The sequence below is a fragment of the Flammeovirga kamogawensis genome, assembly GCF_018736065.1.
Lineage (GTDB): Bacteria > Bacteroidota > Bacteroidia > Cytophagales > Flammeovirgaceae > Flammeovirga > Flammeovirga kamogawensis.
On record NZ_CP076128.1, the window covers coordinates 828519 to 853542 of the forward strand.

The window sequence follows — 25024 nt, forward strand, 5'->3', positions numbered from 1 at the left end:
TGTTTAAAATCAAGACAAAAATATAGATTTATCTAGAGAATCAAATTATATAATTTATTTATCTAGAGAATCGACTAATTTAATTGAATTATCAATGCAATTCGGAACTGAAATTCCTCCTTTCCAATTTGCATTAAAATATAGATTTGGGATTGCATTTGATTTTAAATCATCCCAAAGTTTTAAAATTTCTGCAGAATATTGTGGTATTGCCTTTTCCCATTTGTACGTTTTTTGAAAGACAGGTTCTTCTTTAAAGTTCAAAGTTTTTGCTAATTCATTCTTAACATTATCCTTAATTTCTTCATCTGAAAGTGAGGTGTTTTTAGCTCTTTGAACACCGCCTACAAAACTTGTTATTAGAACTTCGTCTTTTCCTGCTCTATTTGGAAAAATACAGCTACTCCATATGCTTCCAGAAGTGAAAGTTTTTTCTAAATATGGGTTCAGTCCACCAAAACCAATAGGACGTTCAACATCATCTTTTTTATACACTGAGTGAACAATACACATTGGTGGTGCATAAAGATTATTAAGTTGGATAGAAATTGAAGGCATTAAATTTTTAATAAATTTTGCCGTTGTATGAGCTGATGAAGTAACAATAATTTTATCAAATACTAAGGTTTCGTTTTCTGTAAGAATTTCAAATTGATTTTCATTCTTTTTTATATCTAAAACTTTAGTATTTAATTTCACCTCAACTTGTGATGCGAGACCTTCAATAAAAGTAGTCAATCCTTTCTTAAAGCTAAATGCTTTTTTTCTTTGAGTTGGAGCCCCTTCCTCTTTATTCTTTTTGGAAGATTTAATCATTCCTTTGATTATTGAGCCATATTCCTTTTCAGCTTCATATAATGCCGGGAAAGCAGCTTTTACTGCTAACTTTTTAGCATCTCCAGCATAAATTCCAGAAACAAATGGATCTAGTGCATAATCACAAATTTCTTGATTAAATCTTCTATTTATAAAATCATATAGTGATTCATTTTCTGACGTTGGTTTATTTTTACGCCAGAATTCAGTCATTATTTTAAATTTTGATGACCAAGAGAAAAATGAATTTGAGAAGAAGTTTTGAGGCCCTGAAGGTAAAATTCTATACTTCCCATCTCTAAGAATATATCGGTCTTTATTAACATCTTCAGCTTCTAACAATTCATCAGTTATACCAAGCCTATTAATTAAATCTAGATGACTTTCAGTTAATAAAAGTGAGTTCGGTCCATTTTCATAAATCCTATCATTAATAGTATCTGTTTTTATACACCCCCCAAGAGTTTGAGCTGCTTCTAAAACAACACAATCAAAACCTTTTTCTTTTAATAAAAAAGCTGTTGTGAGACCTGATATTCCACCTCCAATAATTCCTATTCTCATTATCCTATCATCGATTAATGTAAGATGCAATTTAAATCAAAAAACAACGTCAAACACCTTTAAAGTATGGTTTTTTATTGGTTTTAATCATCTTTTTAAGATTGTTAAATATTCGGTGAATCATACTTTTTTAATAAAACAAAAAAGGCTATCTCAATTAAGAGATAGCCTTCTATATATTTAGAATAGATTTATTCTATTTTTAACTAAACGTTTACTTCTAAAAGAGCGTTTGTTTTCTTCACACCTTCAGCAGAAGTATGTAATTTTGCTTTTTCGTCTTCAGAAAGTTCAATTTCAACGATTTTCTCGATACCGTTTTTACCAATTAAAACTGGTACACCGATACAAAGATCATTTAAACCATACTCACCTTCAAGTAAAGCTGAACAAGGGAACATTTTCTTAGAATCTAAAGCAACAGCTTTAACTAATTCAGAAACTGCAGCACCTGGAGCATACCAAGCAGAAGTACCTAACAATTTAGTTAATGTAGCACCACCAACCTTAGTTGCCTCTACGATTGCTGATTTTTGCTCTTCAGATAAGAATTCAGATACAGGAACTGAATTACGAACAGCCTTTTCGATCAATGGAACCATTCCTACGTCAGAATGACCACCGATTACCATACCAGAAACATCAGATTGAGGACAACCTAAAGCTTCAGCTAAACGATATTTGAAACGAGCACTATCCAATGCACCACCCATACCGATAATACGGTTTTTAGGAAGACCTGTAGCTTTAGCAGCTAAGTAAGTCATTGTATCCATTGGGTTAGATACTACGATAATAATTACATTTGGAGAATGTTGGATTAAATTCTCAGAAACAGTTTTAACAATACCTGCGTTGATACCGATAAGCTCTTCACGAGTCATACCTGGCTTACGAGGAATACCACTTGTAATAACAGCAACGTCAGTACCTGCAGTTGCTGCATAGTCGTTTGTTACTCCAGTGATTGTAGAATCAAAACCGTTTAAAGAAGCAGTTTGCATTAGGTCCATTGCTTTTCCTTCTGCGAATCCTTCTTTGATATCTACTAACACAATTTCGTCAGCGAAATCTTTAATTGCAATATACTCTGCACAACTTGCGCCTACTGCACCTGCACCCACTACTGTTACTTTCATTTGTTTGTGTATTTAAAAGTTAAAAAGTTAATTTGTAAATATTTTACTTTCGCAATTTGCGATATTTTCTCTACTTATTTGAGTGATATTGAAAAATCAAGTATATGATTTTTGTCAGTTTTTTAATTTTGATAATATTGCAATAACAAATTTATCTTATCAGATTGCATAAAAATATCCTTTTTTAATATGAAAATTGAAGATTTATATAGTATCTATTTAGAAGTCAGCGAGATAAGTACTGACTCAAGAAATATTAAAGAAAACTGTCTATTTTTTGCTCTGAAAGGTGGAAATTTTGATGGTAATAAATATGCTGAAGGAGCACTTAAAAATGGTGCTAAATATGTTGTAGTAGACGATTCTACTGTAGTTAAATCTGATAAATATATTGTAGTTGATGATACCCTATCAACTTTACAGCAATTAGCAGCTTTTCATAGAGATCAATTTGATATTCCAGTAATTGCAATAACTGGATCTAATGGCAAAACCACAACAAAAGAGATCTTAGTGAAAATATGTGAGACAACTTTTAAAACACATGCAACAAAAGGTAACTTCAATAATCATATTGGCGTACCGCTAACATTGCTTGCAATGCCGTTAGATACTGAAATAGCTCTTATTGAAATGGGTGATAACCATGTAGGTGAAGTTGCTGAACTCTGTAAAATAGGAAAACCAAACCAAGGTTTTGTAACCAATATTGGGATGGATCATATAGAAGGGTTTGGAAGTTTTGAATTAAATGTTAGAGCTAAAAGTGAGGTTTTTGATTATCTGATAAAACATAATGGAGTAATCTATATTAATTCTAATGATGCCATATTAAACAATATGTCTAAGAGAATGAAAGCCCCTATTTATTACGGAAGTGAATATGATTTTGCAAATTTAGAATTTGTTGAGGTAAATCCTTTTATAGTTTATAAAGACCGACAAGACCAAGTTATAACGACTAACTTATTTGGAGCTTATAATTTTGAAAATATATTAACTGCATTTTGTGTAGGAAAATATTTAGGCATTGAACAGGAGAAAATGAACAATGCAATTGCATCATATATACCTTCAAATAATAGATCAGAAATATTTAAGACCGAGAATAATACCCTAATTTTAGATGCTTATAATGCAAACCCTTCTTCAATGGAAGTTGCAATAGAGAACCTTACTAAAATAGACAGTTCTTCACCTAAAGGATGTATCCTTGGAGATATGTTTGAATTAGGTTCTATAAGTGAGGAAGAGCATCTAAGAATTTCAAAACTTGCAATTGATCAAAATTACGATCACTGCATTTTTGTTGGAGAACGCTTTAAATCCTTTGAAAATGATCAAGCATTCTTTTTCACAAATAAAGAAGAAGTAATTGCTTATTTAGAAGAACACCCAATAGATTCTGAGCTAATTTTAATTAAAGGATCCAGAAGTATGGGGTTAGAAATATTGAAGAATTCTTTATAAAAACAAAAAGCCATCAACTTTAGAAGTTGATGGCTTTTTAAAATATATAATTTAGGATTTATTTTTTACGACCACCTAAACGGCTACGTAAACTACCTTTTTTACCACCTTTGGCTCCACCTTTTTTACCCATACCTGGGATACCAGACATTTTGTTTACTTTACGCATCATTTTACGCATTTCTTCAAATTGTTTGATTAGGTTGTTAACTTGTTGTACTGAAGTTCCTGAACCTGCAGCAAGTCTTTTCTTACGAGACTGATCTAACGAATCTGGATTTGCTTTCTCATAAGGGGTCATAGATTGGATAATAGCTTCTACTGGCTTAAATGCATCAGAATCAATTTCTTGATCTTTAACCATTTTATTTAAACCAGGTACCATTCCAATTAAGTCTTTCAAATCACCCATCTTTTTGATGTGCTGAATTTGAGAAAGAAGATCATTAAAATCAAACTGGTTCTTACGGAGCTTCTTATTTAATCTTCTCGCCTCTTCTTCATCGAATGCTTCTTGTGCTCTTTCTACTAAAGAGACAACATCACCCATACCAAGAATACGTTGAGCCATACGCTCTGGGTAAAATTCATCTAGAGTATTCTCTAGTTTTTCACCAGTAGATATAAACTTAATAGGCTTTTCTACTACTCTACGAATAGATAAGGCAGCACCACCACGAGTATCACCATCTAACTTAGTTAGAACAACTCCATCAAAATCTAGTCTATCGTTGAAAGTTTTTGCCGTATTTACTGCATCTTGACCTGTCATTGAATCAACAACAAATAAAGTTTCTGAAGGATTGACAGCTTTTTTAACTGCTTCAATCTCATTCATCATTTGCTCGTCTACTGCTAAACGACCAGCTGTATCGACAACAACAATAGATTTACCATTTTCTTTTGCATACTTAATAGCATTCTCAGCAATAGAAACTGGATTTTTATTTTCACGCTCAGTATAAACTTCAACACCTGTTTGTTCACCAAGTGTTTCTAATTGATCAATTGCGGCAGGTCTGTAAACATCTGCAGCAACTAATAAAACTTGTTTACCTTGCTTTTTTAATCTTAAACCTAGTTTACCAGTAAAAGTAGTTTTACCAGAACCTTGTAAACCTGCAATTAAAACTGTAGCTGGACTTCCTGTTGGAGTAAAAGGTACCATATCGCCACCCATTAACTCAGTTAGTTTATCACTTACAATTTTTGTAAATAATTGACCAGGTTTTACATCTATAAGAATATTTTGTCCTAGTGCTTGCTCACGAATTTCATTCGTAATTTCTTTTGCTACTTTAAAGTTAACATCGGCTTCTAATAGAGCACGACGAATTTCCTTAACAGTAGAAGCTACGTTAATTTCGCTGATCGAACCTTCACCTTTAATGTTCTTTAAGGCACGATCTATTCTGTTACTAAGATTATCAAACATATATTCTGTATATCTTTCCTTGTATAATGACTAATTCAGTTTGGGTAGCAAAAATAAAGTTTACAAGTGTCATAAACAATAATTAAGTCAATTCAATATGTAATAAAGTGTATTTTTTTAATATGTATACTCCTACCTTATTTCTGAAATCAAAAACAATAAACAGTAATATACTTATTATGAATACTTTGAGTAAGTATTCATAATAAAGTAAAATGTATACATAAGATTGTTATTAACATTAAATTTTTACTTAATAATCTTAGTTAAGATTTTTTTATGAAAAAAAAATGTGAATTTGTATAAAATAAGATGATTAACACTAGTTTTGCGGGATATAATAAGAGTCTAGTTTGATTCTAATAATTCAAATAATAATAATGTTAAGAAGATTCATTGGTCTTGGAGCCTTATTCGGAATTGGCCTAGGTGATTTAATTTACAAATATGCATTAGATATACATAGAAGTGAATTAAATCATAAAACAACGGTATTCATTACGTGTATTGTCTGCATATTTATTGGAACTCAACTCTATCAATATAGCAAAGATAAATCTGAAAAGTGGTTACAATCTAGTATGATTTTATTATACATGATGGGAGGTTTTATTATTATTTTAAGTTTTGTACTTACTAGTTTTCTTAAATAGATGAACGATCATTCTTTTTGTATGATTATCCTACTATTTATAGTAACTTTGCAAAACAATTATATAAACATATAAGTAAATGCATATATGAATATGTAATTAGGGTAAAAAAGGCTCTCGATTACAATCATATTAAATGCACACTCACAAAGAAAAAATGGCTGAAAAATTTAAGTTAGATTCTATCGAGGATGCTATTGAAGCAATCAAAAATGGTGAAATAGTAATTGTCGTAGATGATGAAGATAGAGAAAACGAAGGTGATTTTATCTGTGCTGCTGAAAAAGTAACACCAGAGATAATCAATTTCATGTCAAAAGAAGGACGAGGATTAATTTGCTGTGCAATAATCGAAGATCGTTGTGAAGAATTAGGATTAGAATTGATGGTTGGTAAAAATACTGCTGCATTCGAAACTCCTTTTACTGTATCTGTTGATTTAATTGGTCATGGATGTACTACAGGTATTTCTGCGAGTGATAGAGCAAAAACTGTTTTAGCTTTAGCAGATCCTAATGTAGATCCTGCTATTCTTGGAAAACCAGGTCATATTTTCCCTTTAAAGGCAAAACGTGGTGGTGTACTAAGAAGAACTGGTCATACAGAAGCTGCTATCGATTTATCTAGATTAGCAGGGTTAGAAGCAGCTGGTGTTCTTGTTGAAATCATGAATGATGATGGATCAATGGCTAGACTTCCTAACTTAGTTGAAGTTGCTAAAAAGCATAATTTGAAATTAATTAGTATTGAAGATTTAATTCAATACAGGTTAAAATTAGAAGATTCTTTAGTTGAAGAAGAAATTGGTGTTGATATGCCAACTGAGTTTGGACATTTCAATTTAAAAGCTTTCCGTCAGACTAATACTGGAGAATTGCATTTAGCATTAATCAAAGGTGATATTTCTGATAAAGAAGATCCTGTTTTAGTTAGAGTTCACTCTTCTTGTGTTACTGGTGATATCTTTGGCTCTTGTAGATGTGATTGTGGACCTCAATTACATGGAGCTATGGAAATGATTGAAAAAGAAGGAAGAGGTGTTATTCTTTATATGAATCAAGAAGGAAGAGGCATTGGTTTAGTAAATAAACTTAAGGCATATAAACTTCAGGAAGAAGGAATGGACACTGTTGAAGCAAACAAAGCTCTTGGATTTAAATCAGATCAAAGGGATTACGGTGTAGGTGCTCAAATTCTTAGAAAATTAGGAATTTCTAAAATGAACCTTATTTCTAATAACCCTAAAAAACGTGCTGGGTTAATTGGGTATGGTCTAGAAATTGTTGATTCGGTAGGTATTGAAATCACACCTAATAAATACAATAAAAAGTATTTAGAAACTAAAAGAGATAAAATGGGTCATAATATTTTAAAATAGTGACCATCAATATATCACAAAAAGGCTGTTTGTAATAAACAGCCTTTTTTATTTTTTTAAATTCGAGAATGTTAAAAGATATAGAGCTTCTTACTTCTGAGGGTGTGGTTTTTAGATTTAATGATATAGTTCATAAAAAGCTACAAATAACTTTTTTAGCATCATGTAATGCTAAATTAGATATTGAACATTTAAAAGAAATAAAATCTGTTTATCAAAGCATTTTGAATAAGCACTTCTACCCTATTGTAATTATCAACAGTAGTGATTCTTTACTTCAAAAAAACATTAAAAAATTAAAACTACCGTTTAAAGTTTTATCTGATCCAAGTGCAAGAATTGCTAAAAAGTTTAATTGTTTTTTAAGGCCAATTGGCATTGTACAACGCTCAACAATTTGGTTTGATAAAGAGAAAAAGCAACTTGCAAAAATTAATTATATGTCTGATATATCTTATCATATAAATTATTTACATAAGCTTTAATAGTCCTTTCTTATTCTGAGCTAAATACTCATCCAACTCAGACAAGCTATTTTCTAGCTCTTTGTAACTTTTTATTACCCAGTATTTTTTTTGAAATTCATCTTTTATATAGGGTGTTTTTAAAATTTCTAATAGATTAAAGTCTGCTCTTATTGGGATTTCAGAAAATAAGCTATACTCAGATTCACCTTTAGAAGATAATATACCAGCCCCATATATTCTCAGTCCTTGTTGAGTTTCAATTAACCCAAATTCAACTGTATACCAATACAATCTACTTATGAGTTCAATACTTTCTTCGCTATCAATATATTTTAAAGCGATAATACTCATTTTCTCCAAATACCTACAAAAATCAAGATTTGTTAGTAAGGGGACATGACCAAATATATCATGAAACATATCAGGTTCTTCGAGGTAATCTAATTCACTCTTTTTACGAAACCATGAAGAGGAAGGAAATTTTTTTGCTTTAAGAAGTTCAAAAAACTCCTTATTAGGAATTAACCCAGTTACAGGGGCAATTCTCCAACCTGTTACAGTTTGTAATACATCATCAATCCCCTCAAATGTTGGGATAATGTCTTCCTTAAAACCAATAGTTTTAATACCATTTAAAAATTCATTTTCGGCAAGAGATGGAAGCATTTTCATCTGCCTATTAAATAAAATACTCCAAACTTGAGTATCTTCTTCTGTGTACTTATCGTACCCTTGGTTGTTTATAAAATACATGTTAGTATGTGTGGAATTGGTTAAATATAGTTAGTAAAAAAGGACTACAATTTAATTGTAGTCCTTGTAATATGTGAAAAAAAAATCACTTTAAGAATTATAACCCTTGAATTTCTACTTTCATTGATTGTAATATTTCTTTAGATTTTCCCTTAGTATAATCAATTTGAGACTCATCAATCTGAAAATCTTCAATCAAATTATCTATAAAAATTTCTAATGTTACTAAAGAAGGATGAATAGCACCAGTTTTAAGCATCTCTTTTACACCTTTTGCTTCTTTAGTTATAAAAGAATCGATTTTTTTTGTATCTCTAATCATAAATTATACTGCTCGAGGTCCTAAAATCTCGATAACATCTTTTTCGTCTAAAATTTCCTTTTTCAAAAGAATTTGAGCTAATTTTTCTAACTGATCGTGATGATCTCTTAAAAACTGCTTCGTTTCTTCATAGCATTTCGCTATTATTTCTAAAGATTCTTTATCTATTTGTTTTTCTAATTCTTCAGATCTTCTGATGCTACCTCCTCCATTACCAAGGAAATTATTTTGTCCTTCTTTTTGAAGTGATAAATTCGGTAGTGTTTCACTCATACCATATACTGTTAGCATTGAGCTTACAATAGAAGCAACTTTTTCTAAATCATTAGACGCACCTGTAGAAATATCTCCAAAGATAATTTCTTCTGCTGCTCTTCCTCCTAAAAGACCTTTAATCTTTCCTAATAGTTCATCTTTTGACATTAAAAAACGATCCTCAGTTGGTGCTTGCAATACATATCCTAAAGCTCCTGAACCTCTTGGTACAATCGATACTTTACGAACAGGATCTGCACCTTTTGTAAAGTGACCTACAATTGCATGTCCTGCCTCATGATAAGCTACTGTTTTTTTCTCTGCATCATTAATTACAGCATTCTTTTTCTCCAACCCTGCAACAACTCTTTCAAAAGCATCTAAAAAGTTAATATGATGAACTTCAGTTTTACCTTCTCTAGCTGCTAGAAGTGCAGCTTCATTACATAAGTTAGCTAAATCAGCACCAACAAATCCAGCCGTTTGAGCTGCAATTTCTTCTAAATCAACATCCTTACTTAACTTAATTTTTGATCCATGAACTTTTAAAATCATTAAACGTCCTTTTAAGTCAGGTCTATCAACTTGTACTTGACGATCAAAACGACCTGGTCTTAATAATGCTTTATCTAAAATTTCAGGTCTGTTAGTAGCACCTAAAACAATAACTGTAGATTCGGCAGCAAAACCATCCATTTCTACTAATAATTGATTAAGTGTATTTTCTCTTTCATCATTTCCAGACATTCCATTAGATGAGCGGCTTTTACCAATTGCATCAAGTTCGTCAATAAAAATAATACAAGGTGCTTTTGTTTTTGCTTGAGTAAATAAATCTCTTACTCTAGCAGCTCCTACACCAACAAACATTTCGACAAAATCTGAACCTGATAATGTATAAAATTGCACTCCTGCTTCTCCAGCAACTGCTTTAGCCAATAAAGTTTTTCCAGTACCAGGAGGGCCTACTAATAAAATACCTTTAGGAATTTTAGCCCCTAATGCTGTGTATTTATCAGAATTCTTTAAAAAGTCTACAACTTCTGTAAGTTCTTGTTTTGCTTCATCACACCCGGCAACGTCATCAAAATTATATAGATGTTCAGCGTCTGCTGCATAAATTTTAGCCTTACTTTTTCCTACATTAAGGTAGTTATTTCCACCGCCTCCCATTCCGGAGCCTTTTCCCATTTTGCGCATTAAAAATGCCCAAATCACAAATAGTAATCCGAATGGCAATAACCAGTTAGAAAAAAAGTTGCCTAACCAATCATTTTCAATAACCCCTTTATAATCAATATTTTTTTCTTGAAGAGCACGAATTAAATCAGGATCTTCTAATTTGATTACAAAAAACTGTCTACCTAAATCTTCTTTCCTCTTCTCATAATCAATTCTCCAAGGTGCAGCTTTACCTTCTGGGTTCATTTTCCATAGAGAGTTTTTAGATGCTTTTGTAGTATCATTTTGAACTTCGGGTGAAGTTACCTTAGTAGAATCTTTAATTATTTTTGAGATTTTACCATAGATTTTTTCATCAGAAATAACTACTTGTTCTACTCTGTTTACTTCAATACTATCTTTAAATGCATTGTAGGATAATTCTTTAACATTTGGGCCTGAAAAAAATAAAGCCTCCAGGAATAACATCCCTCCTAGAATACTCAGAAAATACCAGATTGAAAATTTTGCTCTGTTCTTCATTAAAAATTTTAGTTTAGTGTTTACACAATTCAACACAAAACAAAAGTTAATGAGAATTTTTAAATAAAAAAAAGCCTGACGCTATTAGCGACAGGTTTTCTACTAGTGTCAAATTAATTATCTTTAAAACGTAGTAATACGTTATTTTATTCTTTTGATATAATTATCTTTCGATATATACAAAAATATTAAAAGTTTAGCTTAAACCAATACTAGAATTGTATTTCCTTAAGATTAAAATGATATATGATTGAAATTACGCCATTTGTATTCTCTTTCAGAACATATAATGAACATAAGAAGAGAAACTTCTTTATACCAAAACTTGGAAATGTTAATGATCAAGGTATAACGTTATCCAATGAGTTGATTTCTTATCATGATATTAATAGTACTACCTTCTTTGATGGGTATCTAGTAATAACATTTTCAAAATACCCCATACTTGGAAAAGAAATTTCATCATGGTATATCAAAAAAAACAATTGTATAATTCTTAAATCAGAAATGATTAAGGATATAAAATTAGCATTTGATCTTTTTGCTACTAGAAATGCTAAATCTAAACGTATTTGTGGTCATTGTGAAAATACAATTGACTGGGATAATCATTTAGATTCTCAATATCAATATTGTAATGAATGCCATTCAATAAGTGATAAACATGGGTTGTTATTTTCTAATGGTGAACAATTTGACATTTGCCCAGAAACAGGGTATTATGATAGATTGGGTAAAAGGAAGAAATATGAATATTTTATTTTTGATAAAAAATTATATTTCAGAACAACTAAGTATTTTGGTGGTGATAACCTTGGGATTGAATTTTTCCATAAAAACATTCTAAAAAATTGTATGTTTTTAATTGGTGTACCTGGTACTTTATTTGAATTTTACAAAGCTAATCAAGGGCATCATCCTGATTTTACAGAATTAGCAGAAGCAAATTTTGCAAGCAGATGCGGAGAACTTAAAGAGGCAGCAGATTTGTATACAAAAATGCAAATGAGACTACCCTACTTCCCAGCATTACACTATAATTTGGCAATTGCATATTTACAATCTAATAATGAAGAAATGGCACGAAGATATTTCCAGAAATCATTAGAAGGCTGTTCAAATTATGAACCTACCCTTAAGGTATTGAGATATTTAACACAAAAAGAAAGAGGAAGTAATTAGATCACTTCCTCTTTAAATATTATTCGTAATATTTTTTGTTTTTGATTTTTTTATCGAGTGAATCACTCAAATCATCTCCTCCTAATTCTTTTGCTTTTTCCCATTGTTCAACAGCTTTATCAACTTCACCAAGTTTAAAGAGTACATCTCCATAATGTTCTATCACGGTTCCACTTTTTGTAATTGCTGCTGCTTTAGATAATACATCTTTTGCTTCAGCATATTTTCCAGCAACAAATAAAACCCATCCATAAGTATCAAGGTAAGTATCATTTTCTGGTTCAGCTAAAACAGTTTGATGAGACATTTCTTCTGCTTTACTTAAATTCTCTTTTCTAAGAGATAAGAAATAGCTGTAGTTATTTAAAACATAAATATTCATTGGATCAACCTTAAGTACCTCTTCGTACTTAGCAAAAGCCTTCTTATATTCATCTAGTTTATAATACGTATCTCCTAATTGAGCATTAAACTGAACTTTAAGGCTAGGATCTACAACTACTTGTAAACCTTGATTCAACATTACTTCAGCTTCTTCATATTCTTTTTTAAATAGTTTTGAAGAACCGTTATAGAAATATAATATTGCCTGATTTGGGAAATATTCTAATGCTAGATCTGAATGTGTAATAACAGAGTCTGTCTCCTGCAATTCCCAATCTATTGATAAAACTTGTTGCCAAACTTTAAAATTATCTGGATTCTTTACTAGCGACTCAAGATAAAACTTTCGAGCTTCATCAAACTTTTTAAGTGATATCTGAAAATCACCATAAATTGCTAAAATTTTCGCATCATTAGGATGCGCTTCTAGAGCAATTAAAATAAGCTCCTCGCCTTCTTTACGTTTTTTCTCATTATAAGTAAACTGTAAATATCCAGCAAGAATATTAAATTTTTCATCAGATAAAGGGTCTTCACTTGCAAAAGCTATTTTTAATTCTTCATAGTACTTTTCAGATTCACCTTGATTTCTATAGATTGTGGCTAAAAGAAAATGGCCTTCACCTTCATTTGGGTAATTCTTCAAAATAGGTTCTAACATTTCAACTGCTTCATCAGTTCTATTATTACCAAGTAATAATCTTACTTGAGAGTACTTAAACTCTAAATCGTCAGGGTACGCTTCTATTAATTTATTCCCTTCCTCTAATGCAGCATCTAAATCACCTAATCTGATATAAATACGTTGCTTTTGACGAACAATAACATCATTAATACCATATTTTTCTTCACCAATATCAAAAAATTCAATTGCATTGCGAGGTGATCCCATTTGAAGATAAAGCATTGCTATTTGAAAATATGCTTCTTCATCACCTCCAGTAACTTCAATTTGTTTATGTAGCACCTGCAGTGCATCTTTATACAAACCTAAAACTTCGTAATTTTGAGCTACTAATTTATAATAGTATTGATTTTCAGGATCAAGTTCTAGAGCCCTTTTTGCAAATTGCTGAGACCTCTGATATTGTTCAAGTTTTTGATAACATAAAGCAGTTTGATATTTAATACCATCATTTTTCGGTGTCAATTCATTACATTTTTCAAGTAATTGTAATGATTGTTCATATTCTTCTAGAAGATATTCATTTACTGCATAAACAAATAATTCTTCAGATTTCCTTTTCTCTTTTTTAGAAGGTTCTTCGATACTCACTACAGGAATATCTTTTTCTTTTTTCTTTTTTTTCTTCTTTTTACGTTGTGCTAAAACGTTATTATCAAAAGCAAAAAAGCTTAAGATAATCATAAAAATTACCGCACGGACACTAACCAAGTTTTTGCTCATAGTATTGTTTACCCCACTAAATCAAACTTCTTTCTAAACTATTTATAAAGCTACAAAAATAGTAAATGAAAAAAAGAGCGAAATAGAATTATTTCGCTCTTTGTAGACTTTTATTTTCGGTTTTTTTTATTCTTTCACAGAAGTAAAATCACCAATACTTAAATCTTTTGCTCTTCCTCTATAAACAACATGATTACCCACAACTGAGTTTTCTATGTTAACTCTTCGGATATCAGTGTCTTCCTGAACAATAGAATTTTGAACTACAGAGTTTTCAATAATTGTGTTATCACCTACTGAAACGTAAGGACCAACAACTGCATTACTAATTTTCACATTTTTACCTACGTAAACAGGGCTAACTAAAACAACATTGTCTAGTTGAGCTGAATCGTGAACAAGTTCTTGTTCTTGTATATATGTAAGGTAACGTTGGTTTGTGTTTACAATTGCATCTTTATTTCCACAATCTAACCACTCTTCAACAGTACCTGGCTTTAATCTAGCTCCTTTAGCTTTTAGATTTTCTAAAGCACCAGTTAATTGATATTCACCATCATTCATGATGTTATTATCTACTAAATATTGAAGTTCATCACGAAGACGTTCACCTTCTTTGAAGTAGTAAATACCAATAATTGCTTGATCTGAAACAAACTCTTCAGGTTTTTCAACAAAGTCAGTGATTACACCTTCAGAATTTAATTTCACTACGCCAAAAGCAGACGGGTCTTCTACTTTTTGAGTGTAAATAATACCATCTTCAAATTTATCAATAGAAAAATCAGCTTTGAATAAAGTATCTGCAAATGCAACAATAATGTTACCATCCATACTATCTGCAGCACACAAAATTGCATGAGCAGTTCCTAGTGGTTCGTCTTGATAATATATAGTTCCCTTTGCTCCTAAAGATTCAGCAATTTCTAATAGTTCTTTAACTACAGTATCGCCAAAATCACCAATAACAAATGCAATTTCCTCAAGCACTTCATCAGACATAGAAGCTAAATCTTCTACTAAACGATGAACGATTGGTTTACCTGCAATTTTAACTAAAGGTTTAGGAGTTGTTAAAGTGTGTGGTCTTAACCTAGATCCACGACCTGCCATTGGGACAATGATTTTCATCTTATTTTATTTTTTAAGTTGTTAGTTTATTTTTTTCCAGTACTTCCGTAACCACCGGCTCCTCTTTCTGTATTTGAAAGTTCTTCTGAAGGAACCCATTCAACTACTTCGTGTTTAGCCACAATAAGTTGAGCAATTCTTTCTCCATCTTTCACTTCAAATGCTTCATTAGAAAGATTAACTAATAATACTTTAATCTCACCTCTATAATCAGCATCAACAGTTCCTGGGGAATTTAGAACTGTTAAGCCATATTTATATGCAAGACCACTTCTTGGGCGAACTTGTGCTTCATATCCTTGAGGGAGTTCAATATGTAAACCTGTAGGAATTAATTTTCTCTCAAGAGGTGATAATGTAATTGACTCTTGAAGGACAGCTCTTAAATCTAATCCTGCAGACAATTCTGTCTCGTATTTAGGTAAAGCGTGATGTCCGCTATTTATTACTTTTATTTTCATTTTAAAGCTTATTTCTTTAAAAGTTTGTTTCTTAATGTATTTACAGTTTGCTTGATAAATTTTCTTTCTACAAAAGCAATTATGATCAGGAATAAAGCGAAAATAGAATTATGTACAATAAAATTTTCAGCAAATGTATCAAATTTTAAAAATGTGATCAAAAGTACGAATATCCCTGTTAATACAATATAAAATGAGATCATTTTTACATTATAAGGAATAGGATAGTATTTTTGGCCTAACACATAAGCTAAAACCATCATTGTAAAATAACAACTTAACGTAGCAATTGCCGAACCATAAAAACCAATAATAGGAATTAACAATGTATTTAATCCAATTGTTATAGCTGCACCAATAAAACTAATATAAGCACCATATTTTGTTTGATCTGTTACTTTAAACCAAACAGACAGATTATAATACATTCCTAAAAAGACATTGGCCATTAATAAAATAGGCACTACTGGCAACCCTACTAAATAGGATGAACTTCTTATAAAAATTGGTGCTATCCATGATAAATTAGCCACAACAACCAGTACCATCATCATTAATACTATGACAAAGTAATACATAACATTGGCAAAAACTTTTGGTGAGTTTTTAGAATCTGCAGTTGCAAAGAAAAATGGTTCCGCTGCGTATTTATAAGCTGTAACAGCTAATGTTATAAAAATTGATAGTTTATAATTTGCAGAATAAATTCCTATTGCATAATCAGCCCCTCCAAAACTATAAAAGTGATCTGGTAACAAAAGTTTTAATAATTGTCTGTCGGAGACCTCATTTATTGCAAACGCAATTCCAGAGAAAACTAATGGAAAACCATATTGAAGATACGGTTTCATTTTACTCCAAGACCATCTTAATTTAATTTCAAGGAACTTATCAAAAAGTAAAATCATTATTCCTGCTTTAGTAATTAGATTCGCTAAAAAAGTATATCCTAAACCAAAATTAGGATCATAAAATTGTCTTACTAAATCAGTTAATACACCATGTTCGCCATTGGTATAAATCTCTTTACAAGTTACTAAAAAGAAATAATTCAAGGCATATGTCAAAAGTGCTTCTGTAAGTTTTAATGATGCAAACCTCTTCGCTTTCCCCAATATTCTTAGGTTAGCAAAAGGGATAACTAACATTGTATCTATTGCAAAAAGTAAAGCAAAAAATCGCACATAGACTTCACTATTAGCATACCCTAATAAATCCGAAATATGAGGGGCAAAAAACCATAATAATGAAGAAAATAATATAGAAGTTAAAAGTAATGAAGTCTGTATATAATTAAATGCTTGTCCTCCATCATCTTTTTTTGTAGCGTACCTAAAATAAGTTGTCTCCATACCATAAGTATATATGATATTAAAAAGAACTGCATAAGCATAAAAATAAGAAACAATACCAAAACTATCTGGTGTAAAAACTTCCGTATGTAGTGGTACTAGAAGGTAATTAATCAGTTTCATGAGCATAGTTGTTAGCCCATAAATAACTGTATCTGATAATAATTTTTTAAACATTTAATCTGAATATAAAAACCTCTTTATAATTGATAATATCAATTATAAAGAGGTTAACTATTGTGTGTATAATGTCCTTTATTTCCCTTGGAAATTAGGTTTTCTTTTTTCTAAAAATGCCGCTGTTCCCTCTATAAAATCTTCTGTTTTTATAGCACTCGAAAATGCATTTGCCTCTGTTTGGTATCCATTTTTACTCGAATGTGAAGCATTAATACAATCTATAACATGTGACACAGCAATTGGAGCTTTATTTAATATTTTTTTAGCCATTTCAATTGCCCTAGGCAACAACTCTTCCTGCGGTACTACTAAATTAACTAGATTCATAATACTAGCACGTTCGGCCGTTATCATTTCACCAGTTAAAATCATTTCGTTAGCAATACCTTTACCAACAAGTAGCGGTAATCTTTGAGTACCACCATAGCCGGGAATAATTCCTAATGTTACTTCTGGCAAACCAAATTTAGCATTCACAGATGCTATTCTAATATGACAAGCTAATGCTAATTCGCACCCTCCACCTAAAGCAAAACCATTTACGGCTGCGATTACAGGTTTTGTGCAATTTTCTATTCCATTAAAGATCTCTTGACCTTCTTCTGAAAATTTTCTAGCATTTAATTCGTTTAAATCTTTTAGTTCAGAAATATCAGCTCCGGCAACAAATGCTTTTTGTCCCTTCCCTGTAATAATAACAGCTCTTACACTATCATCATCATATGCAATTTGAAAAGCTTCTTTTAGCTCTCCTAAAGTTTTTGAGTTTAATGCATTAAGTTTGCTTTCTCTATTAATAGTAATAATAAGCAAACCATCATTCTTTTCTAAAAGAAGGTTTTGGTAATCCATTTGTAAATCTATTCGGTTATTAATGCTTTCACTTTAAATTATTTACGCAATATTTAGTACTTAAAAACATTATTGAGGTCCAAGTTATAAAACGTTATTTACATTTTGATAATAAATCGTGATCAATTTTAATGTTTTTTTCTTTAATCAACTTCAATAATTCACAATATTTTCCATTTTGATCATTATTCTTTAATTCTAAAAGAGGTGTATTAAATACAGATACATTTCCTTTTTGATATAATTTGTAACAAAAATTGAAAAAATCGTTTATTTCCATTGTGAAAACACAGGATTTTAAAATATAGTTTAGTGCTTGTCTATTTCCTTCATCATAATAGTCTGCCATTTTAGCATTTTTACAAGCACTATCATAGTTTTTAAGGCTTATCGCTACTTTGCTTAAGTTTAATCGATATAAAATATTTTGAGGATCTTGTTCAACAGATTTTAAGAAATATTTATATGCTTGATTCATTTTCTTATTCTTTAAAGCAATCATGCCAAGGTTATTAATTGCCTCATGTCTATTCGCATTGATTTCTATTGCTTGAATAGAATAATGAAAAGCTGAATCTAATTTGTCTAAACTATAATAGCAATATCCCAAATTAGTTAATAGAACATCATCTAGCCCATTAATTTTCAAACATAAATTCAAATCTTTTAACGCTAATTCATAATTATTTTGTTGCTGGTTTAATGTTGCTCGATTTAAAAGTAAACTGTAATTTAGATTATCACATTTCAAACCGTCTGTGAGTGTAAAAACTGCCTTATTAATTTCTCCTAATCTGTAAAGTGCATTGGCTTTATTTTGATAAGCATCTGTAAGACAACTATCAATTGACAATGCTTTTTCATACATTATCAATGCTTTTTTTGTTTCACCTTGTTCATAATAAGCAATACCTAAATTATTCCATGCTTCAGAAAATTGTGCATCTTCTTCTATCGCTATCAATAATTGCGTTTCTGCAGTTTTATACTTTTTCTCTTTTAATGCATCTCTCCCTTTTATAAAAGCTTGATTACGTGTTGCATTTTTATCGCAACTAAAAAACATCAGAAGTATAAGAAAGTAAAATAATCTGTTCATATATATTTAAGTATAAAAAAAATAACCGATCCTGATTATTCAAGATCGGTTACAAATGTAATTAGTTGATAGCTTTAATGGAAACTCTTCGATTTCGAAGTCGTCCCTTTTCGTCATCATTTGATGCAATAGGCCTTTCAGAACCCCATCCAATAGTTTCTAGCCTGTTGGTATCTACACCTTTTATTACAAGTTGTTTCTTTACTGCAACAGCTCTTTGTAAAGAAAGTTTTTTATTTGCAGTAGTACTACCAATATTATCGGTATGTCCTTCTATACTTAATTTTAGCTTAGGAGCATATCTTTTTAATAAAGTTGCTAACTCATTGATAGTTTGATATGATGCTTTTGACAGCGTTGCACTACCTGTGGCAAACTGAAAATACAAATCTACTGTTCCTTTTTCTTTCAAAAGTTCAAGCATTTCTTGGGCTGTTTCAGCTTCTTGTATTTTTTCTTGTTCAATAATAGTCACCGTATAAGATGCTCCATTTTCATGCGTTTCTATAACACACCAAAACTTTTTTGCATTTGATTTTACTTGAAAAGAACCATAATTTTCTCCTTTATACAAAGGTTTCCCCCTTAGCGATTTCACTTTATCAAAATACGTTTGAATTATTTGTGAACTTGATGGGTGTTTATAGTTATTGTCTTTTCCATATTTAAAAGTTGCAAATATTTTCTCTCCAGATAATGGAATAATATCTACTTCACTCATTGGGAACTCTATGTCATCAAATTTTGATTCGCTATATATTAAATCATAACCACTTAATTTTAATATCAAAGGATTTGATGTTACCCCTTGCCCAAAGGACATTTGAAAAAATAATGAAAATAAAAGAGTAGATAAAAGGTATTTATACATTATTGTTTTTTATAGTTCAAAGTCATTCTGAAATTTTCAAAAATTAATCAGACACAAATAATCAATTTATAGCATGATTAATTTATTGTATTTTGATTATAGCAAAATGCGTGCAAAGTATCTTTAGACATAAAAAAAAGCCAATGTAAACATTGACTTTAAGTTTGAAAAACAAATATTTTAATTTAATGAAAATGTAGGAACTTGAGGAGGATTAACTTCAGAAATGCTTAATTCTGAAATTTCCATTTTTACATAATCATATAATTTAAAAGCATTAAGAATGTTGTCTACTTCTACTACCGAGTTAGCATCTAGTGTTAACCAAGCTTTCTGAGCATTATCAGACAACATGAAAGAAGAAATAATCCCTTCGCTCATTAAATCTCCAATCTCTGTGTATTGCGAAGGTAAAATATCAATCAGTTCTTGATTTAAAACCTCAGGCAATATTATTTCAACAATAAATTTCATAATTTCTGTACTTAAATTCAAGACAAGATTATCTAAAATAAATAACGATTCCAATTAATTTTTGTTTGACTTGCTAAAATATATTAATAATTGGAGTTAATATTATTTTACTAATTTATTAAATTATTCATTTTGAATGCATAGTTTTGTTTATACATCAAATAAATGAAGAGTTTTTTTTTCCTTTTAATAGTTTCTGTCCCTTTAATTTTTCAATTTAACGTTAGTAATGTTTTTGCCGAAAACACAATTAACGATGAAGTTGAGTATTATACCCCCTACCTCAAAAAGTTATTATCGCCTCCTTCATCAGAAACATTACCTCAGATTTTAAAAGATACAAAATACATCAATAATGTTTTATTAGTAAAAGGATTAGTTGAAGTTAAAGAACATTCGTACTGGAACGCATTCTGGACTCTGAAGAAGTCTTACACTTCTGCTTACAAAAACCATTTGAACATTAAAACAGACACTGCAAATGCATTGGTAGTTGGCATTATCGCAACTACTTTAGAAGTTATCCCTTCAGATTATCATTGGATTAGAAATTTATTAGGGTTCACCCCCCCTGTAGATTCACCAAAAGAGCTCATTAAAAGAGGTAAGAACAGTTCTGATAGCTTTTTGCGTTTTGAAGCATATACCGCACAATTACTACTGAATGCATTTATATATAAAAACCAAGATAAAGTAAATAAGCTTGCAAAAGAATATGCTCAATTATATGGCAATTATGATGTAGGGAAATGTGTATTAGCTTGGAGCTACTTTAAGAATCATGAACCTGGTAAAGCATATTTTTACGTGACAAATATGAGTCGTAAATCAAATAATTGGTTTGGTTACAAAGAGTATTTATCTGGAGCAAGTGCTTTTTATGCTCAAAAAAATACACTTTCAAAAAATCATTTTCATAATTACTTAAAAAAATACTCTACGGATTACGTTAAAAGCATTTATTATCAATTGTATTTAATGAAATGGTTTAACAATTCAGATGAAAAAGAATTAGAAAAAATAAGATCCAATATTGAAAATAAAGGAACATTAAATTTGAATGTTGACAAGTATGCCTATTCTTTTGCTATTCAAAAAATGACTCCTAATAAAGAAATTTATCGTTCCAGAATCTTATTTGATGCAGGACAATACAATGCATCTGTTGAGACATTAATTAATATAGATTCTAAAAATTTGAACAGAAATGATAAATTAGAATATAATTATCGTTTTGCACGATCAAAACATGCATTAAAAGATACTTCTTTAGCAATAAAGTATTATCTTAATGTGTTGGAATTAGCAGATGATAAACCAAAAGAATATTATCCTGCAAATTCAGCATTAAACTTAGGTAAGTTATATGAAGGCAAAGGTGATTTGACAAACGCAAAGATTTTTTACAATAAAGCTAAGTCATTTCCTAAGCACACTTATAAAAATAGCATAGATTCAGAAGCAAAACGAAGATTAAACACTTTGTAAGCAATAAACTACATTTTTACTTTAAATTTGAGGTTGTAATTGATTACAAAAAAGGGTAGCTTCGCAGATATTTTGTATTAAGATATGGAAGAAAAGAAAGACAATTATTCAGCCGGTAATATCCAAGTCCTTGAAGGATTGGAAGCAGTTCGTAAAAGACCAGCCATGTACATTGGTGACATTGGTGTTAAAGGTCTTCATCATTTAATATGGGAAGTTGTAGATAACTCCATTGATGAAGCAATGGCTGGTTATTGTACAGATATATATGTTACTATTAACGAAGACAATTCTGTAACTGTCTCAGATAATGGTAGAGGTATTCCTACAGGAATGCACCCTAAAGAGAAAAAATCTGCTTTAGAGGTTGTAATGACTGTATTACATGCTGGTGGTAAATTTGACAAAGATACTTATAAGGTTTCTGGTGGTCTACATGGTGTGGGTGTTTCATGTGTAAACGCACTTTCTACGGACCTAAAAGTTACTGTAAATAGTAGAGATGGTAAAGTTTACCAACAAGAATATAAAACGGGTATTCCGCAATATGATGTTAAAGTAGTTGGAGAAACAGATACACACGGTACAACCGTTCAATTCTGGCCTGACCTTTCTATTTTTACTGTTGGTGTATATAATTATGATACTGTAGCTTCAAGAATTAGAGAGTTATCTTACTTGAATGCAGGTTTAACTATACACTTACAAGATAGACGAGAAAAAGATGACGAAGGAAATTTCATTGGTGAAACTTTCCATTCTGAAGGTGGTCTTTCTGAATATGTAATGTACCTTGATAGTACTCGTCAAACACTCCTACCAAATCCAATTTTTATGGAAGGAGAAAAAGCAAATATTCAAGTGCAAGTTGCAATGACTTACAATACTTCATATTCTGAGCATGTTTACTCTTATGTAAACAATATTAATACTTATGAAGGTGGTACGCACGTTGCAGGTTTTAGACGTTCATTAACAAGAACTTTAAAATCTTATGCAGATTCGACTGGTTTACTTGATAAAGTCAAAGTTGATATTTCTGGAGATGACTTTAGAGAAGGCTTAACAGCAATTATTTCTGTTAAAGTACCAGAACCTCAATTTGAAGGTCAAACAAAAACAAAATTAGGTAACTCTGAAGTATCTGGTGCAGTAGATTCTGCCGTAACAGAAACTCTAAAAACATATTTAGAAGAGCATCCTAAAGAAGCAAAAAATATAGTTCAGAAAGTTATTACTGCTGCTCAAGCACGTCATGCTGCTAGAAAAGCAAGAGAGATGGTACAACGTAAGAATGTTCTTACTGGTACTGGTCTTCCTGGTAAATTAAGTGACTGTTCTGAAAAAGATCCTGCTGCATGTGAGTTATACCTAGTCGAAGGGGACTCTGCAGGTGGTTCTGCAAAACAAGGTCGTGATAGAATGTTCCAAGCAATTCTTCCATTAAAAGGTAAAATCCTTAATGTTGAAAAAGCTCAAGAGCACAAAATCTATGACAACGAAGAAATCAAAAACATTATCACTGCTCTTGGTGTACGTTTTGGTACTGAAAATGATGAAAAAGAACTTAATTTAGAAAAATTACGTTATCACAAAATCATTATCATGACCGATGCGGATATTGATGGTAGTCATATTAGAACCTTGATTTTAACTTTGTTCTTCCGTTATATGAAACCTCTAATCGAACAAGGATATTTATATATTGCACAACCTCCATTCTACTTAGTGAAGAAAGGTAAGCAAGAAAAATATTGTTGGTCTGAAGACGATAGATTAAGAGCGATTCAAGAATTAGGTGGCGACGAAGGAAAAGTAAGTATACAACGTTATAAAGGTCTTGGTGAAATGAACCCAGAACAATTATGGCATACTACTATGGATCCTGAGTTCAGATCAATGTCTCGTGTAGATATCGAATCTGCAGCAGAAGCTGATCATTTATTCTCAATGCTTATGGGTGATGAAGTTGCTCCTCGAAGAGACTTTATCGAACGTAATGCTCGTTATGCAAAAGTTGATGCTTAATAGATAGCATCTAGAAATATTATGGGCAACAGATGAACAAACTCTGTTGCCCTTTTTTCATAAATTTAAATTGATATGAGTCAACGTAAAGGATGGAAAAAGCTTAAATATGAGCTACTTTATTGGGCTTTAAAGGGGTTACTAATCGTTGCAGGTTGGGTTCCAAGGTCTCTATTAATGTGGTTTTTTAAAAACCTTGCAGGAATTGCCTATTATATTATGCCCAAAACTCGGGATCTATCAATTGAGCATCTAAAATATGCTTATGGAGATGAGATGACCGATGAAAAGGCGAAGAAAATGACTAAAAACATTTTCAAGAATTTAGGTAAGAATTTTACTGATGTTATTCGTTACCCTACAATGAATAATGTTGATGATATTCTTAAAGTACTAGAAGTTGAAGGTGAAGAACATCTATTAGAAGCATATGATAAAGGTAAAGGTGTAATTCTACTTACTTGCCACAGAGGTGCTTTTGATATGGTTGGCTATTATCTCAATCTAAAAAAATATTCTTGTATAGCAGTTGGAGCAAAATTACAAGACCCCAAATTAAACGAGCTACTTGTTAATAACAGAAGAAATAATAGACACGAATTGTCTGATTTTGTTGAAAGAAGTGACCCTCGTGGAAGTATCAAAATGTTTAAGAAATTAAAGGATGGCGGTTTAGCTTTTCTTTTGATTGATCAAGACACAGACAAAGTACAAAATACGTTTGTAGATTTTTATGGTAAACAAGCTGCCACTCCTATTGGTGCAGCTGTTTTGGCACTAAAAGCTGACGCCGCAATTATTCCTGCTGCAGTTAAAATGCAACCTAATGGAAAACATATGCTTACTTTTAAACCAGAAGTTCCTTTAGTTAAAACAGGAGATCTTAAAAAAGATATTAATGTTAATACACAAAATATGTCATTAGCATTAGAAGAATTTATTAAAGAAGAACCTGAGCAATGGGTTTGGTTTCATGAAAGGTGGAAAACAAAACCATCTCAAGATGTAAGTAAATAAGAAAATATCAAATAATCTTATTATAGAAAGAGGAATCACTTCAAAAGTTGGTTCCTCTTTTTTAGTTCCTAACATGTAACACAATACAATAGATAGTTGATTTTAAAGTTGAAAAGAAGATAAATATAAATAAAATACAAT

The 25024-nt window shown here is 30.9% G+C and carries 22 protein-coding genes; 8 read left to right on the plus strand and 14 right to left on the minus strand.

What is annotated here, in order from left to right; all coding sequences use genetic code 11:
* Window positions 1-54: 54 nt before the first annotated feature.
* Window positions 55-1380 carry a protoporphyrinogen oxidase gene (gene hemG, locus KM029_RS03290; RefSeq protein ID WP_144075355.1) on the minus strand — a complete coding sequence of 442 codons (1326 nt, stop codon included), beginning with the start codon at window positions 1378-1380 and terminating at the stop codon, window positions 55-57.
* 206 nt (window positions 1381-1586) lie between these two features.
* Window positions 1587-2519: a malate dehydrogenase gene (gene mdh, locus KM029_RS03295; RefSeq protein ID WP_144075356.1), complete on the minus strand. Its 933-nt coding sequence runs from the start codon at window positions 2517-2519 to the stop codon at window positions 1587-1589.
* Between the two features lie 189 nt (window positions 2520-2708).
* Between mdh and KM029_RS03300 the strand changes: the two genes are divergently transcribed.
* Window positions 2709-3989: a UDP-N-acetylmuramoyl-tripeptide--D-alanyl-D-alanine ligase gene (locus tag KM029_RS03300; protein ID WP_144075357.1), complete on the plus strand. Its 1281-nt coding sequence runs from the start codon at window positions 2709-2711 to the stop codon at window positions 3987-3989.
* 58 nt (window positions 3990-4047) lie between these two features.
* Here the strand turns inward: KM029_RS03300 and ffh are convergent, their stop codons facing one another.
* Complete coding sequence (gene ffh, locus KM029_RS03305; RefSeq protein ID WP_144075358.1) at window positions 4048-5424, minus strand: signal recognition particle protein; 1377 nt, start codon at window positions 5422-5424, stop codon at window positions 4048-4050.
* A 380-nt stretch (window positions 5425-5804) separates the two neighbouring features.
* On the opposite strand from ffh, the gene KM029_RS03310 reads away from it, so the two are divergent.
* The 3 genes from KM029_RS03310 to KM029_RS03320 all read left to right on the plus strand — a co-directional run bounded on the left by KM029_RS03310 (window position 5805) and on the right by KM029_RS03320 (window position 7940).
* The gene (locus KM029_RS03310) at window positions 5805-6077 is read left to right on the plus strand and encodes a hypothetical protein (protein ID WP_144075359.1); all 273 of its coding nucleotides are present in this window, start codon (window positions 5805-5807) and stop codon (window positions 6075-6077) included.
* 157 nt (window positions 6078-6234) lie between these two features.
* Window positions 6235-7455: a bifunctional 3,4-dihydroxy-2-butanone-4-phosphate synthase/GTP cyclohydrolase II gene (locus tag KM029_RS03315; protein ID WP_144075360.1), complete on the plus strand. Its 1221-nt coding sequence runs from the start codon at window positions 6235-6237 to the stop codon at window positions 7453-7455.
* Between the two features lie 68 nt (window positions 7456-7523).
* Window positions 7524-7940: a peroxiredoxin family protein gene (locus tag KM029_RS03320; protein ID WP_144075361.1), complete on the plus strand. Its 417-nt coding sequence runs from the start codon at window positions 7524-7526 to the stop codon at window positions 7938-7940.
* On the opposite strand, the gene phhA is transcribed toward KM029_RS03320, so the two are convergent.
* From phhA to ftsH, 3 genes are all read right to left on the minus strand, one after another.
* Window positions 7926-8675 carry a phenylalanine 4-monooxygenase gene (gene phhA / locus KM029_RS03325; protein WP_144075362.1) on the minus strand — a complete coding sequence of 250 codons (750 nt, stop codon included), beginning with the start codon at window positions 8673-8675 and terminating at the stop codon, window positions 7926-7928. The genes KM029_RS03320 and phhA overlap by 15 nt on opposite strands.
* 97 nt (window positions 8676-8772) lie before the next feature.
* Entirely contained in the window at window positions 8773-8997 is a 225-nt protein-coding gene (locus KM029_RS03330; protein ID WP_144075363.1) for a hypothetical protein, read from the minus strand.
* A gap of 3 nt (window positions 8998-9000) precedes the next feature.
* The gene (gene ftsH / locus KM029_RS03335; RefSeq protein WP_144075364.1) at window positions 9001-10956 is read right to left on the minus strand and encodes an ATP-dependent zinc metalloprotease FtsH; all 1956 of its coding nucleotides are present in this window, start codon (window positions 10954-10956) and stop codon (window positions 9001-9003) included.
* Between the two features lie 246 nt (window positions 10957-11202).
* On the opposite strand from ftsH, the gene KM029_RS03340 reads away from it, so the two are divergent.
* Entirely contained in the window at window positions 11203-12138 is a 936-nt protein-coding gene (locus KM029_RS03340) for a tetratricopeptide repeat protein (protein WP_144075365.1), read from the plus strand.
* Window positions 12139-12157: 19 nt separating this feature from the next.
* Here KM029_RS03340 and KM029_RS03345 read toward each other — a convergent pair whose 3' ends face one another.
* The 8 genes from KM029_RS03345 to KM029_RS03380 form a co-directional block, all read right to left on the minus strand.
* On the minus strand, window positions 12158-13930 hold the full coding sequence (locus tag KM029_RS03345; protein ID WP_144075366.1) for a tetratricopeptide repeat protein: 1773 nt from the start codon (window positions 13928-13930) through the stop codon (window positions 12158-12160).
* Window positions 13931-14056: 126 nt separating this feature from the next.
* On the minus strand, window positions 14057-15061 hold the full coding sequence (locus KM029_RS03350; RefSeq protein WP_144075367.1) for a sugar phosphate nucleotidyltransferase: 1005 nt from the start codon (window positions 15059-15061) through the stop codon (window positions 14057-14059).
* 26 nt (window positions 15062-15087) lie between these two features.
* Window positions 15088-15522: a dUTP diphosphatase gene (gene dut, locus KM029_RS03355; protein ID WP_144075368.1), complete on the minus strand. Its 435-nt coding sequence runs from the start codon at window positions 15520-15522 to the stop codon at window positions 15088-15090.
* 8 nt (window positions 15523-15530) lie between these two features.
* Window positions 15531-17051, minus strand: coding sequence for an oligosaccharide flippase family protein (locus KM029_RS03360; protein WP_144075369.1), 1521 nt, complete (start codon window positions 17049-17051; stop codon window positions 15531-15533).
* A 78-nt stretch (window positions 17052-17129) separates the two neighbouring features.
* Window positions 17130-17906: an enoyl-CoA hydratase-related protein gene (locus tag KM029_RS03365; protein WP_144075370.1), complete on the minus strand. Its 777-nt coding sequence runs from the start codon at window positions 17904-17906 to the stop codon at window positions 17130-17132.
* Between the two features lie 94 nt (window positions 17907-18000).
* A complete protein-coding gene (locus tag KM029_RS03370) occupies window positions 18001-19005 on the minus strand; it encodes a tetratricopeptide repeat protein (RefSeq protein ID WP_144075371.1) in 1005 nt (334 codons plus the stop codon).
* Between the two features lie 61 nt (window positions 19006-19066).
* On the minus strand, window positions 19067-19876 hold the full coding sequence (locus KM029_RS03375) for an OmpA family protein (protein WP_144075372.1): 810 nt from the start codon (window positions 19874-19876) through the stop codon (window positions 19067-19069).
* Between the two features lie 180 nt (window positions 19877-20056).
* Window positions 20057-20404, minus strand: a complete 348-nt coding sequence (locus KM029_RS03380) for a hypothetical protein (protein ID WP_215586351.1) — start codon at window positions 20402-20404, stop codon at window positions 20057-20059.
* Window positions 20405-20515: 111 nt separating this feature from the next.
* Here KM029_RS03380 and KM029_RS03385 point away from each other — a divergent pair, with 111 nt between their 5' ends.
* From KM029_RS03385 to KM029_RS03395, 3 genes are all read left to right on the plus strand, one after another.
* On the plus strand, window positions 20516-21838 hold the full coding sequence (locus KM029_RS03385) for a tetratricopeptide repeat protein (RefSeq protein ID WP_144075374.1): 1323 nt from the start codon (window positions 20516-20518) through the stop codon (window positions 21836-21838).
* Window positions 21839-21922: 84 nt separating this feature from the next.
* Window positions 21923-23866 (plus strand): DNA topoisomerase (ATP-hydrolyzing) subunit B, encoded by a 1944-nt coding sequence (gene gyrB, locus KM029_RS03390; RefSeq protein WP_144075375.1) that lies wholly within the window; start codon window positions 21923-21925, stop codon window positions 23864-23866.
* Between the two features lie 75 nt (window positions 23867-23941).
* Window positions 23942-24883, plus strand: a complete 942-nt coding sequence (locus tag KM029_RS03395; protein ID WP_144075376.1) for a lysophospholipid acyltransferase family protein — start codon at window positions 23942-23944, stop codon at window positions 24881-24883.
* The last annotated feature ends 141 nt before the right edge of the window (window positions 24884-25024 follow it).